The following is a 12,179-nucleotide window of genomic DNA, read 5'->3' on the forward strand; positions in this document are numbered from 1 at the left end:
GCATGCGCGCACGGCTGATCGGCCCGGGCAACGCCGGCGAACTGCGCCACGAGCTGCTGGCCGGCGATGCCCCGGGCCACGAATGGATTCAGTGCGCCGGGCTGCTCCTGGTGGGCAGCAAGCAGGGACTGAGCTTCGTACAGGAGCTGGTGGGCCTATGACGCTGCTACTCGACGGGCAAAAAGTCCAAGGGAAGAACCTCAAGGTCACGGCCAACCTGCGAATCGAAAGCGGCGATATGTCCGGCCAGACCAGCAACACCGACAAGGCTCACAAAGGCTTCAAGCCTAAGACGCTGGCCGTCTCGCTGATGATTCCCTTCGTGGATAAAACCCAGCTTAGGGATCTGTTGCGCATGGCTGAAGCCACCGCCGGCGGCGGTCAGTTGCATCTGTATCGGATCGTGAACGACACGGCCGAAACCTTCGGCGTGCGTCAGGTGGAGTTCTCCGACGGAGTCAGTGCGCGGGAAGCCGACACCCTGAAAGCCTGGCTTGTGCAATTCACGCTGAGCGAGCGCGAATCGAACCCGGAGAAAGTCGAAGGCCGGCGCGCCGGCAACAAGGTAAACGCTCAAGGCGCCCCGGGAAGCCCGGTCGGTGACGGCGGTGCCGGCAACGGAGAAGGAACCAGCGACAACCCCGCGCTGAGCGGCTTCGAAAAGGTGCTGGGACGTGTGGATAAGTGGTTGGGCGGGAGTGAGCCGACGTGAAACTGCACAAGATACTTTCCATCAACGGCGCCCCGATCGCTCTCATCAAGGAGGATGTCAGGCTGGACGCTACCAGCCCCGGCCGGGCGAACTTCACCGTTCAATCCCCTGTGCCGCTGAAAGGGCTGGTGACGCTGGATATCGGCTATAACGAGGGCACGCTGCAACGGCACTTTATCGGCTACGTCGAGCGCTGCACGGCCGCCAACGCGGTCGAACAGGTGTTGTTTTGCCGTGAGCTGGCCGCCGTGCTTGCCAACCCGTTGCCGTTGAACCTGCGTCATGTGGATCTGCGCGCAGTGTTGACCCAGGCCAGCGAACAGACCGGGCTGCGCTTTCGTATACCGGATCGGCCTTATGCCAGCGTGAAGGCGCCGTATTTCTACAGCCTTGCTGCCGGTTACCAGGCGATGGACAGTTTGGCCCGAGTGTTCAGCATTCCCGACTTCACCTGGCACCAGCTGGGCAACGGTGAAGTATTCGCCGGCAGTTGGGCCGACAGTTTTTTCGGCGCCCGTGCGCCGTTGCAAATCCCAACGGAGCTGTTTGACAGCTACCAGGGCAACCAAAGCGCGATGGTCGCGGCCCTTCCCGGGTTGCGACCAGGTGCAACGATCAACAACGGCGAGCGCATCACCACGGTGACGCTCTCCAATGACCAGATGGCCATCCGATGGAAGACGCAATCCGCCGCGCTGTAGAGCGCCAATTCCCCGAGCTCACCGGTGGTTATCACCTTCCGCGATTTGCCCGGGTGGTCGCCGTGGCCGACGCGCCGGCGGACGCAGGACTGTGCGACGACTTCCGTCCGCGCTACGCCGTTGACATCGAAGTACTCGGCGCCGACGATGAACCAGACCCGGCCATGCCGCCACTCACCGGCGTTCCGTTACCACTGCCCACCGGTGGCGAGGAAATGGGCATTTATGCCTTTCCGGAGGAGGGCACGCGGGTCGTGGTGTGCTTTGCTTACGGCCTGCCGAACAAGCCCTACATTCAATCGATCTTGCCGCACGGGCTGAGCATGCCGAAGGTGCCGAAAGGTGATCAGGTGTGGCAGCACAGCGAGGCCGCCCAGCAGCGTGTCGACGCCGACGGCAACTGGCTACGCCAGACCGATGGCAAGATCCGTGATCAGGCGATCGAACGCGAAGTCGAAGCTCTGGACAACCGCGAGCAGTTCCAGAGCCACACGCAGACGATTGATGACCACTCGACCGAGACTGTGGGTGGTGTGAAAAAGATCGAGGCGCTGGGCGCGCTCAAGCTGATGTCGGGTGGTTCGGCTAGCCTGGCGGCGGTGGACGATCTGCACCAAGCGACCGGGCGAGATCTGAATGTGGTTGTGGGTCAGAAGCACAACGCCACGGTGGGTGGTGATATGCAGGAACGGATTGAAGGTTTGCGCCAGAGCGTTGCGGGGGTGAGTCAGCGGATGCAGGCTCCGAAAAGCTGGATTGGATCGAGCGACCTGAACGCTTTTCAAATCGTTTGCGACTTGTTAGAGATCGTTGCGAAAATGAATATCGAATTAGCAGCGCACACTCATGGGCCAACACCAGCCCCTTCCAATGCCTCACACTTCGCTACGGCTGCCCAAAATACGGGAGAGCTTAAATCCAAGCTTAGCAGCATTACCATTTAAAGGCTCTCGTAATACTCTTGGTTTATAAGTAGTTCATGATGAACCAAACATCTGCATTTGCTGTGCCGGGACTCATTCCCGGATCAAACCCACCTTTCTTTCCTGTTGGTAGAACTCTGACGAATTGTGCATTTAACGGAATATTGAAACTCCCTGAAGTGCCGGAGTATCCGTTGTAAAGGTATCGCTTATTAAGATTAAGTGGTTGTAGTTGCTCGTCGAGCAATTGAAGGGAGATGCCTTTGGCTGTAGAGCTATTATTTAGACCAATAATTCCAGCGCTGGCATTAATCGCGGGGCTGGTTGACGTAGCAGTCAACGTATAAGAAATCTGATTTATACCTTGTGGACAATTATTGAGCTTTATACTAAACCTTACAGGAGTGGAGTGCTTTCCTTGCTCAGAAAAAACACTTAGGTCTGTTGAGCCCATATCCACTTTAACGTCCGGCGTTTCGCATGACTGCGGCGTAATAGTCATCCCGCGAGTAGTCATTCCTAATGAAATCACTTCGTCTGATTGAACATAACCAAGCGTTCCAGCTGGGATTTTTGTTGTGCCGTTTATATCCCCGATCTTCACTAATGTTAGGGTGTGTATAGATCCATTCCAGCCATATCCACCAGCCTTTCTTGTCTGTCCTGGGTAGCCCGGCAAGGGCGAACTTAAAAGCCATTGCCACGCGATGCCTGTGTTGCCTATAGGCATTAAAAGTGAGCCTGGAGTTGTTTCGCCCACATTATTTTTCACGCCGCGAAAAAAATTGTTTGTACACTTGTAAGAGCTATCCGTATACGTCGCGACTGGGGCGCTTTCATATATTACTGTTCCATTAGGGGTGTCGCGAGGTATCGAAAGCGTGGTCGGGATATCTATATTAAACAGACCTAATTTATGACCTGGATAAAATGAGCAGTTTGCGGCATGCGCAAATTGTGGCGCAAGTGACAATATCAAATAGAATGGGGCGAATAAGCTTAGCGACAGGTGTTTCATAGGACATCTCATATCGTCTTCGGATGGATTCTACAGGCGATCCCCAACTATACGGATGGCCTATCTTCACCTAAATAGGACGAATCTGATTCGTGTTATTCCATGCTGGATATAGATAGTCAGCCGAGATTGTGCAGGCTCCCGCGTATAGGCGCAGCTTTCGATGTACTCGATTATCCAATCGATCTTGCCGCATGGCCTGGGTATGCCGAAGGCGCCCAAAGGTGATCAGGTTTGGCACCACAGCGCTTCTCATCAGTATGGGAGGGGGGCGGCTGAATGGATGTTCCGGTGAGACGTCTGAGCAACGCATCACCTGACTTCACGTTGATCTCCCCGAGGTGCGGTTCCGAGTTTGCGCATCCCGCAAGCGGCTGAGCTAAGACTTTATGGGTTCCGAAGGTTATACCGAAGTAGGCAATTTCACCGTTTGAGAAATCGGCGGCCGGCTCTCCATCAATTGACAGACGAATCATGCAACCTCCGTCCAGTGCTGAATCGAGCATGACGACCAGTTGGGCATCAGATTTGTTTGAGTACCCGTACATGCGAGAAGCCTGAATCGGGTCGGCGTCTCTTGCCGACTTGGGCATTGAGGTGCATGTGGTGAGTGAAGTAAGCACCATAAGGAGAATGATTTTTTTCATCCTGTTTCCTTACTTATTCCCATCAGTACCTCAGGACAAACCGAGGGACAAAATTTTTAATTTTTTTTCGGCCGCTTTGTCAAAATGTTCAGAAAGCTGTGCGCCCTGCTCGGCAGTGATACCACCCGCGCACAACAGCCCTTGCACGAATCCGTAAGCCTGCGCGCCACTCTTGATGACCGAAATCATCGATCCTGCGTTTTCAATTTCAGCTAGAGCTTTCTCAGCTTGCTTACGGATGGCTACGGGCAAATCAGTGATTACTTAAGTCATTGTTCGCTCCCCACGCACACCTGTCACCCTTCATCGGCAGTCGGGAAATGACCGCCTACTGAACTACATGACAGGAGGCAGGGAGGGGAGGTTCAAATAGACTCGTTGCGTATCAAAGCAGCGTGGCAGCCAGAGTCCTGACTGGCGACCCCGACGCGCCGCGACTCCTCTCCCTAACCCTTATCCAACGTTCACTACACGACCTTGTGGCACTCGTTCGCTATTTGCCGAAAACTACCTTGATCAAAAAAAACTGCTGAAAAAGCACTTATCCCCCTCCCGCCGACGGGCCGTGTGGTAATTTTTTTTGCAAAGCTCGGGCGATGTGCAATTTGGGACAAACCCAAGCCTGCCGGGGATCGGGATGGGATACATCGCATTTACATGGATTGAAGGATTGTGCAAAGAATTGCAGCGGCTTGGCGCGGCGTTCAAAACGATCCCGGTTGGTAGCCTTTTTCTAGAGGCCACGTCCTGCGCGGAGTTCGGCTTGAAAACAGTTGATTTCCGACGTTTTCGATTTCTCAATAGCTCTCATTCTTGGCACTTTGGACGCAAGGCAAGGAGAGTATTATTTTGGCCTAAGCCCCCGTGGTATAAGGCATGCAGGGCCGCTTACGCATTGCACAGTTTTACCAGCGGAGAGTTGCTGATTTCAGCCGATCAAATAGCCTCTTATGGATTCGGATTAGCCCAGCACCAACCACGTTGCCCGTTCAAGTAACGTGGAAGGCGAGAGGCTCAGACAACCTATGCTTTAACCAACCGAGAACTCGATTTTTCCAATTTTATTGGTTGATTTTTTCTTGGTCAGTCTGCTGATTAGGTCTGATGGAGAAAGATATAGGTTTTTTCTACCATCTTTTGTGTTCATGAAAAGCTTCAAGTCACATAACCCATTAAGATGAGTTCTGGCTGTGTTTTCCGAAACATCATAACTGCTTGATACCTCCTTGACTGTGAATATTCTGCCAGGTTCCTTTGCTCCTTTTTTTACTAGATCCTTCTGAATAAAGTTAAGCAGTGAGTTGTATTTTGTTGTTTCCAAAAGCTTGACAACTTGTTGGAACTCATTGGATCTGCTTTCTAGGTAGGTTTGCAGTTCCTCAAAGGCTTTAAGAATGATTTCAACTTGGAAGTCTATAAAGTAGGTTAAATCGTTCTGGTCCTTCTCTGTGTACAGGTACGATAAACCGTATCCCTTCGGATCATCTTTAAGAAGTTTGCTGATTGAGACATACCTAAAGAGCTCGTAGTCGCACTTCAGCATGTACCAGTAAAAAAGAGCTCTAGCGGTCCTGCCGTTGCCGTCTCTGAACGGGTGTTCATATCCGATCATGAAATGGAGGATAATAGCTTTGATGACTGGGTGTAAAAATTCGCAGCCGTTATCACCCGAGTGATCTCTGTTCGCAAATGCGCACAGGGCTAATAAGCGATCAGGTATCTTTTCAAAAGATGGGGGTTGATAGGCTATCTCATTGTCATTATCTGAGACATAAATATCGTTGCTTTCCCTAAAGGCGCCTGGAATAACGCTGTTTTCGGTAGTGCCGTGTGTTGCAATCTTATGAAAATCTAAAATCAAGTCTAATGTAAGTGGAAGATCCCTAGTTTGCTCTGCCTGCTTTAAAAGTAGGTAGTTGTTTAAGATCATCCTCTCGTCTTCATCTAGAGGGATACGATCTTCCTCTAGCATTTTCTTTGCGACTTCCCTAGTTGTAGATGCCCCCTCAAGCTGAGCGCTTGATATTGCTTCCTCCATGATTAATGAGGATACAAGGAATTTGCTTTGCAGGCTATCAGGAGCTTTGGTTCCTGCAATGGCGGCAACACTTCCACCTGCAAGTTTTACAATTCTATGCAGTTTAGAGTCCACAGAGTGCGGTATGCAATAAGTGAAAACTTCTTTGCTGTCACTTAGCAATGCCAAAGGTTTCATCTGCATATATCTTTTAAATTTTACGGCGTACCAAATGTCTGTCGCTTCCGCCCTTGGTACCCGCCATTTAAATTTATCCCAATGGAGATAGTTACCTTTCGCGTCAGTTACATCATATTTGTCAAAGTACTTACCGATTTTTTCAAAATCGATTTTCCCCGGATTGAATTTTGGAGCCCGCTCTACACTAGGCTTTGCCATGACATTTCTCAATTTTAAAAATTTGCGTTTTGATGCTTCGATATTGGCATAGTTATGCCCAAAGTCAAGGCGCTCAAGCGGCTTCATTCCGCTCCGTACGAGCCAGCGTGAGCAAGGCTCCCGCACGCTTCTGAAGCTTATTTTACGGGGTCGCCACACCGTATTCGAGATTGCTCATCTCATAGCAAGGCTTGCAGAATTGGCTGATGCTAAATTTTTCTACATTGCGTCGAGCTTCGACAGTTCAACGTGAACGCCTAGGCATGGTAGCAGTGGTGCTCGCGCCAAAAATTGCTTGAGGGCAACAGCGGCTTAATCCCTCTCTATCGCTCGTAAACGCGCTAAACCCTGATTGATGAAGCCAGCATTCTCACCAATTCGCTCAAGTGCCACGCGGGCATTTTCCCCTACGGTCTCGCATCCCTGCTGCTCGACTAACAGCACCAATTCCATCAGCGCAGCTTCGAGGCCGAGCTGATTTTCGTACATTTTTTCGAGGACGACGGTAAGGGAATATTCGCTGGCCATGCATTCGACTCCATTCGGAAAGCAGGAAGCATAGCAGGGCACCTGAGGGGGGAATTTCAGTTCGAGGCTGGGAAAAAGGTAATTTTGGTAAGCCGATGCGAAAAAATGGCTGCAGCCCTTATAGGACGTGGCTTCAACGTATTACCTTTGGAGGTAATATTAGGTAAGGGAAGAGGTAATAATTTGCTAAGTGATTGATTTTAAAGGCTTTCGTAGGGGCATGAAATTACTACGACTAAGGGTAATTTTCTAACTCCTCTATTACCCTTTTATTACCTTTGAATAAGTCGCATAAGCTATTGATTCTATTGAGTTTTATCGTCGATAAGAAAGGAAATTACCAATATTACCTTTTTCCCAGGGGTCAACCTGAAAACGGGGCGAAGCGAAGACGGGGAGGTTTGCTGGCCTTTCATGCACGCGGTTTTAACTATCACAAAGGCTCGCCTTTGCCGACGATAGACAGTGCCAGGATTGGAGCCGAGAACCGCTGCTTAAAAATTGCTAACGCGGTCGGCAGAAGGGATGGGAGGAGGAGGGAGGAAAACAGAACTGGTACGCAACTGGTACGTGGGCTGGCGGCGAGGTGTTCGTCCCTTTATTTGCGGGAGGTAAAAGAAGTGTCAGTCCGATCCATCATCGGCGCCACACTGAAGCGGCGAGACAGCGCAGGCATTGATTTTACTGGGCTAAGGCTCTGATTCTGTACCATTTTACTCAACGTGTTTTCGGCGTGTTTTAGGGCGTTTTCAAGCGTTTTTCAGGTCTCGGTGGTGCGATCTACCACTTCAAAACCGACGCGTACCACTTTTGATATGGCAGCTATGAGGGCAAGAAAACTGGCGGATGGGTCTGTGAGCTACACCGCTCAGATCCGCATCAAACGTGATGGGGTGCAAGTCTACCAAGAGAGCCAGACCTTCGCCCGGAAACAGGCTGCGCAGGCGTGGGCGCGTGAGTCGGAACTCGATGAGCCTGGTGCAATCGAGCGGGCGAGCCGCAAGGGCGCCACCGCTAAAGAGATGATTGATCAGTACCTGCGCAAAGTTGAAAGCGCGTGGCCGCATAGCATCGAGATGCTCTGTCCAGCCAACGCGCCACCAGCGGCCCCACCACCTAGGATAGTGCCTTGGCGCCCGGCTTCTTTAGGTTTGTTCTCGGCTTTGTAGATCTCTGAGGCAGCAAAGGCAGGGGTTATGATCCAAGCGACTTTTCTCGTGACCTAGCATTAGGCGTGATGATCAACAGATCAACAGATCAACAGATCAAGCGCTCAAGCTCGACTCAGTTGATAATCGCTTTTTTTCAAGTATGACAAGGATTGATCGGATGATTATCACCACCACGCCCTCAATTGAGGGGCGTCAGATAACGGCTTATCTGGATGTCGTTAGTGCCGAATCCGTGCAGGGCGTAAACGTGATTCGCGACATGTTCGCGGGGATGAGGGATTTTTTTGGTGGGCGCTCTCAGACCCTGGAGCGCGCGTTGAAAGAGGCGCGTATCCAGGCAACTGACGAGATCAAGGAACGAGCGCGTGCCTTGCAGGCGGACGCTTTGGTTGGAGTGGACTTCGAGATCAGCATGCCAGCGGGCAAGGGCGGTATGGTTGTGGTGTTCGCAACAGGGACAGCGGTCAAGTTGCGCTGATTATCGGCACAAACTCGGTGGCCGATAGATTTCGCTGTCACCGTGTTCAAGTTGTTGTCAGCGGGTGTAGGCCGCTCGTCGGGCATGGGTCGATCTGAACCGCAAGTCCAGGAATGACCAGCTAGTCTCAAAAGTCTTGGAGGTCGATATTTTTTCAGGCAAAAGCGCTTTGCTGGTGTCGACCCATTTCTCAGGGGCGAAGGTATGACTGATCCGTATATCGAAGACGATGGTGCTGAGTTTCCATTGAACAATTGCGTACGATGCGGCCAGACCGATTATCAGGCTGGCTTTGGCGAGGATCCGGTTCAGATCGGCAAGATCAAGTCCAAGGCACCCAAAGGGCCGAAGGCGAAGTTCCTGCCCAGGGTCGCGACTCGAGCCCGAAAATAGTCTGCAGCGAGCGACCCCGCCAACAAGCGGGGTTTTTTGCGTCTGACGAGTAGGCTGGAAATTTCCTACAGATGACGGGTGGCTTGGCAATGCTTTCACAAACTTTTCACGTCTATCAAAGTAGGGTGAAGCCATCCGTTAGAAAGCAAGTCTCCAGCCCGTCTCCCCAGCGGGCTTTTTTTTGCCTGCGATAAAACCTTTTGCGAAATCGCTGTCCAATCGGCGCCGAATGCGTGCCGACAGCATTGAATGCCGGCCAATTTTTTCATCGCGTTTTTTGAGGTTTTTGTCATGCGTTTAACACTGCCTGCTCTGGTTCTTGGGCTTCTGGTCGCTCAAAGTGCGATGGCTGCTGGAGATGGCACAGCTGCGCTCGGCGGTGGCCTGGGTGGCGCGCTGGGTAATGTGGTCGGCCAGAAAATGGGCGGCAGCAATGGTGCAGCGATTGGTGCTGGCGTGGCAGGCGCCGCAGGCAGTGCAATGGCGGCGCGTAAAGGCAGCCGGACCAAAGCAGCCATTGGCGGCGGTGTCGGTGCGGCCGGCGGTTCGATCATCGGCAACAGCCTCGGTGGCAGGAACGGTGCGACCATCGGTGCAGGTCTTGGCGGGGCGGCTGGCGGTGCGGTGGGCAGCAATCTGTCGAAAGGTCACAAGCGTCACTGAGACTGATCGTCTGTCTTCGTCCTGAAATAGGTTTAATCCTGTTCCACCTAAACGCCCGGTGCACCCCATCGGGCTTTTTCGTTGGTGAACGTTTGTTCCGCAGGCGGCTCCAATCTCACATAGGCCCTCTTTGGGGCGGATTATCCCGATTCGGGAACTGTGAGGTTCATATGCGACTGTCATTATCTGCACTGTTTTTCGGATTGCTGGTTTCGCAAGGCGCAATGGCTGCCGGCGACGGTACGGCGGCTGTAGGGGGCGGGCTGGGTGGTGCGTTGGGCAACGTGGTCGGCGGGCAACTCGGCGGGAGTACAGGCGCGGCTGTGGGGGCGGGCGTTGGCGGCGCGGCGGGCAGTGCCGTCGGGGCGAATAAACGCAATCGTACGGAAGCCGCCATTGGCGGAGGCCTCGGCGCAGCCGGCGGCTCGGTGATCGGTAACAGCCTGGGTGGTTCCGCGGGGTCAACCATCGGTGCAGGATTGGGTGGCGCGGCGGGTGGTGCGGTCGGCAATAATCTGGGTGACGATGGTGGGAAGTCTCATTCCGGTGGTGGTCATAAACATAAGAACAAACATAAAAACCGACATCATTGATTGACGATTCAACACAAACCCGGCCGTGTGCCGGGTTTCTCGTTTCTGCTGGTCAGTCTTTGGAACGATTGGCCCTGGGGCTTTTCGAACGTCATAGACTCCCCCAAATTCATGAGGTTTGCCATGACTCCCGAAACTGAAGGCAAGGAAGAGAAAGGCCCGAGTGGGCTGCCGTATATCAATGATCCGGGGAATGAGGATCCGGGGTCGCTGATGGATGATGCGAAGGTGCCGTTGGATGATTCGGATGATTCGGATGATTCGGATATGGAGGATGAGCAGTGACCATTTTTCTGGTGATGCTCTGACAGTGTGAGTCTGGATCTTTGGGGCCTGAGCTCTAAGGCCCCTTGAAGTTATATTTACTTAATCGTTAGCTTTGGAGTCGATCAGCACATAAAGGCTGCTTAAGTTTGATTTTTTAGATTTATATATTTTTCGAATTTTGATATTTTTTTCGTTGCAGTGTTTTTATATTTCAATGGCCTTTTGCTGGAGAAATTGTATAGGCGCCAAGCATCAATTTTGTCAGTTCTACCATCAGCGCGATAGTCGGAACTCACTGATTCCGTAGAGATGAAATGGATAATATATCCAGTACCATGTAGTTCATATTCAACGCCTTCAGTGACTTCTCAGCATCGTTTTATTTGGTTTGTACGCCATAAGCTGATAATATTTGGAGTGCCAAATTTTTTTTCAAGCAGCAGCGTGCCAACTTTAATGTTTGAGAGGGTATCGGTTATTGTATTTTTCAGATTTTTATTTTGGCCATTCATCTTCTTCTGCGGTACTCCAATCTGTCTGGGTCGACATTATTTGCTGAATCTAACACTTATTCAATGCTGTTTAAACTTCTATAATGTTCTTTGATATATTTTATTAGTTTAATGGTTGCATTCGTGGCAGTTTGACGCGCAGTTGCTGCGCGATGATGGCCGTCAAGAATATAAAAATTTCCCTCATGTTTTGCTGCATCAATTGGCGGCGCGGAGTCGTAGCCATTGGGGCAACGCATAAATCAATATTTCTGTTGATCAAAAATGATGGAGGCTTATCCAAGAAAACTTAAATATTACTGTGCGGAGCTTCTCTGATAACTACAGAAATGTGCTTCAACCACGTATTTCCATCTTGCCACTCATGCCAATAACAGTAACAACATCCAATTTCCTTCAGCAAAAAATCTCGAATTTCATTTTCTTTCATCTTCATCGCCAACAAGGCATCAATTTCCTTTACCAATTCCCCCACTACGCAACCTTCTGAGTCTGCTAGGAACGATCTAATAACGTCATCTGTCAAGTCAAACTCACACATCCAGTCCTCATGAAAATAGGCCCCGAGAAACTGGAATAGGTTAGGAAAATTTTCAATTGTCATTTACAAAACCCGTCAAAATAAAGTAACCAAGAGGCGAAGTTGCATCTCGCCGTAGCACTAATCTGATACTAAATAGCTGTTCCAGCCTTCCGCTCTGTCTCACAATACCCACGCCAGCAGGAGCAGACACCCGCTCATTAATCACAAGTTTATTTGCGTTACCTGCTAGAAAGTCATCAATTTTTATCTTATTACTCCTCATAACATTCGAGAGTGCAGCTTCAGCCTCTGTCCTATTAAGAAATGTTGATGCAATAGGTATATGCGGTTCAGCTATTAGTCTAGCTCTCAGTTGAGCCTCCGATCTATTGACATGTCTTTCAATAGCATGTCCACCTCGAGACTCATGGGCCTCTAATCCTCCTCCCGGAACAATTTCACTGTAGGGGCCATCAGCAACACCCGATCCGGGACAGGGAGTGCAGCTCAACCCCAACGGATCCACCCACCCCGTCGGATTCGGCACATACCGATACTGATTCAACCCACCCGCCAACTTCACCGGGTCCGGTGTCAGATACCTGCCCAGCCGTGGGTCGTAATACCGGTGCC

15 protein-coding genes and 2 pseudogenes are annotated in these 12,179 nt (G+C 51.3%); 9 read left to right on the plus strand and 8 right to left on the minus strand.

Annotated elements, in window-relative coordinates; all coding sequences use genetic code 11:
• The first annotated feature begins 157 nt into the window (after positions 1-157).
• The 3 genes from AACY11_RS27600 to AACY11_RS27610 are packed head-to-tail and all read left to right on the plus strand — an operon-like array spanning position 158 to position 2,357.
• Complete coding sequence (locus AACY11_RS27600) at positions 158-712, plus strand: baseplate complex protein (RefSeq protein WP_339496208.1); 555 nt, start codon at positions 158-160, stop codon at positions 710-712.
• A complete protein-coding gene (locus tag AACY11_RS27605) occupies positions 709-1,413 on the plus strand; it encodes a hypothetical protein (RefSeq protein ID WP_339496210.1) in 705 nt (234 codons plus the stop codon). Before AACY11_RS27600 ends, AACY11_RS27605 begins: the two co-directional genes overlap by 4 nt.
• Positions 1,386-2,357 (plus strand): hypothetical protein, encoded by a 972-nt coding sequence (locus tag AACY11_RS27610; protein WP_339496211.1) that lies wholly within the window; start codon positions 1,386-1,388, stop codon positions 2,355-2,357. The genes AACY11_RS27605 and AACY11_RS27610 overlap by 28 nt, the downstream gene beginning before the upstream one ends.
• A 22-nt stretch (positions 2,358-2,379) precedes the next feature.
• Here AACY11_RS27610 and AACY11_RS27615 read toward each other — a convergent pair whose 3' ends face one another.
• The 5 genes from AACY11_RS27615 to AACY11_RS27635 form a co-directional block, all read right to left on the minus strand.
• A complete protein-coding gene (locus AACY11_RS27615; protein WP_339496212.1) occupies positions 2,380-3,354 on the minus strand; it encodes a fimbrial protein in 975 nt (324 codons plus the stop codon).
• Positions 3,355-3,527: 173 nt separating this feature from the next.
• Entirely contained in the window at positions 3,528-4,001 is a 474-nt protein-coding gene (locus tag AACY11_RS27620; protein ID WP_339496213.1) for a hypothetical protein, read from the minus strand.
• A gap of 30 nt (positions 4,002-4,031) precedes the next feature.
• Positions 4,032-4,253, minus strand: coding sequence for a hypothetical protein (locus AACY11_RS27625; protein ID WP_339496214.1), 222 nt, complete (start codon positions 4,251-4,253; stop codon positions 4,032-4,034).
• 778 nt (positions 4,254-5,031) lie between these two features.
• Positions 5,032-6,504, minus strand: coding sequence for a Fic family protein (locus AACY11_RS27630; RefSeq protein ID WP_339496215.1), 1,473 nt, complete (start codon positions 6,502-6,504; stop codon positions 5,032-5,034).
• 225 nt (positions 6,505-6,729) lie between these two features.
• A complete protein-coding gene (locus AACY11_RS27635) occupies positions 6,730-6,945 on the minus strand; it encodes a hypothetical protein (protein ID WP_141126392.1) in 216 nt (71 codons plus the stop codon).
• Positions 6,946-7,760: 815 nt separating this feature from the next.
• Here AACY11_RS27635 and AACY11_RS27640 point away from each other — a divergent pair.
• The 6 genes and pseudogenes from AACY11_RS27640 to AACY11_RS27665 form a co-directional block, all read left to right on the plus strand.
• Positions 7,761-8,009, plus strand: a pseudogene (locus AACY11_RS27640) (site-specific integrase); the annotation flags it as partial.
• A 265-nt stretch (positions 8,010-8,274) separates the two neighbouring features.
• Positions 8,275-8,595 (plus strand): YbjQ family protein, encoded by a 321-nt coding sequence (locus AACY11_RS27645; RefSeq protein WP_221734375.1) that lies wholly within the window; start codon positions 8,275-8,277, stop codon positions 8,593-8,595.
• 204 nt (positions 8,596-8,799) lie between these two features.
• Complete coding sequence (locus AACY11_RS27650) at positions 8,800-8,988, plus strand: hypothetical protein (protein ID WP_339433342.1); 189 nt, start codon at positions 8,800-8,802, stop codon at positions 8,986-8,988.
• A 291-nt stretch (positions 8,989-9,279) separates the two neighbouring features.
• On the plus strand, positions 9,280-9,651 hold the full coding sequence (locus AACY11_RS27655) for a glycine zipper domain-containing protein (RefSeq protein WP_339433341.1): 372 nt from the start codon (positions 9,280-9,282) through the stop codon (positions 9,649-9,651).
• Between the two features lie 170 nt (positions 9,652-9,821).
• The gene (locus AACY11_RS27660; protein WP_339496217.1) at positions 9,822-10,244 is read left to right on the plus strand and encodes a glycine zipper domain-containing protein; all 423 of its coding nucleotides are present in this window, start codon (positions 9,822-9,824) and stop codon (positions 10,242-10,244) included.
• A 123-nt stretch (positions 10,245-10,367) separates the two neighbouring features.
• The gene (locus tag AACY11_RS27665) at positions 10,368-10,529 is read left to right on the plus strand and encodes a hypothetical protein (RefSeq protein ID WP_339496218.1); all 162 of its coding nucleotides are present in this window, start codon (positions 10,368-10,370) and stop codon (positions 10,527-10,529) included.
• Between the two features lie 122 nt (positions 10,530-10,651).
• On the opposite strand, the pseudogene AACY11_RS28565 reads toward AACY11_RS27665, so the two are convergent.
• From AACY11_RS28565 to AACY11_RS27675, 3 genes and pseudogenes are all read right to left on the minus strand, one after another.
• Positions 10,652-10,858, minus strand: a pseudogene (locus AACY11_RS28565) (DUF6896 domain-containing protein); the annotation flags it as partial.
• Positions 10,859-11,312: 454 nt separating this feature from the next.
• A complete protein-coding gene (locus AACY11_RS27670; protein ID WP_339496219.1) occupies positions 11,313-11,627 on the minus strand; it encodes a contact-dependent growth inhibition system immunity protein in 315 nt (104 codons plus the stop codon).
• A partial coding sequence (locus AACY11_RS27675; RefSeq protein WP_339496220.1) for an RNase A-like domain-containing protein occupies positions 11,617-12,179 on the minus strand: 563 nt, incomplete at its 5' end. The genes AACY11_RS27675 and AACY11_RS27670, both read right to left, overlap by 11 nt.

Source organism: Pseudomonas sp. RA_105y_Pfl2_P56 (assembly GCF_963970845.1).
Taxonomy (GTDB): Bacteria; Pseudomonadota; Gammaproteobacteria; order Pseudomonadales; family Pseudomonadaceae; genus Aquipseudomonas; species Aquipseudomonas baetica_A.

Excerpts from the sequence above, each read along its gene's own strand:
- AACY11_RS27600 (WP_339496208.1), top strand. The coding sequence starts at position 158 with ATGACGCTGCTACTCGACGGGCAAAAAGTCCAAGGGAAGAACCTCAAG.
- AACY11_RS27610 (WP_339496211.1), top strand. The coding sequence starts at position 1,386 with ATGGAAGACGCAATCCGCCGCGCTGTAGAGCGCCAATTCCCCGAGCTC.
- AACY11_RS27615 (WP_339496212.1), bottom strand. The coding sequence starts at position 3,354 with ATGAAACACCTGTCGCTAAGCTTATTCGCCCCATTCTATTTGATATTG.
- AACY11_RS27620 (WP_339496213.1), bottom strand. The coding sequence starts at position 4,001 with ATGAAAAAAATCATTCTCCTTATGGTGCTTACTTCACTCACCACATGC.
- AACY11_RS27630 (WP_339496215.1), bottom strand. The coding sequence starts at position 6,504 with ATGAAGCCGCTTGAGCGCCTTGACTTTGGGCATAACTATGCCAATATC.
- AACY11_RS27635 (WP_141126392.1), bottom strand. The coding sequence starts at position 6,945 with ATGGCCAGCGAATATTCCCTTACCGTCGTCCTCGAAAAAATGTACGAA.
- AACY11_RS27645 (WP_221734375.1), top strand. The coding sequence starts at position 8,275 with ATGATTATCACCACCACGCCCTCAATTGAGGGGCGTCAGATAACGGCT.
- AACY11_RS27650 (WP_339433342.1), top strand. The coding sequence starts at position 8,800 with ATGACTGATCCGTATATCGAAGACGATGGTGCTGAGTTTCCATTGAAC.
- AACY11_RS27655 (WP_339433341.1), top strand. The coding sequence starts at position 9,280 with ATGCGTTTAACACTGCCTGCTCTGGTTCTTGGGCTTCTGGTCGCTCAA.
- AACY11_RS27660 (WP_339496217.1), top strand. The coding sequence starts at position 9,822 with ATGCGACTGTCATTATCTGCACTGTTTTTCGGATTGCTGGTTTCGCAA.
- AACY11_RS27665 (WP_339496218.1), top strand. The coding sequence starts at position 10,368 with ATGACTCCCGAAACTGAAGGCAAGGAAGAGAAAGGCCCGAGTGGGCTG.
- AACY11_RS27670 (WP_339496219.1), bottom strand. The coding sequence starts at position 11,627 with ATGACAATTGAAAATTTTCCTAACCTATTCCAGTTTCTCGGGGCCTAT.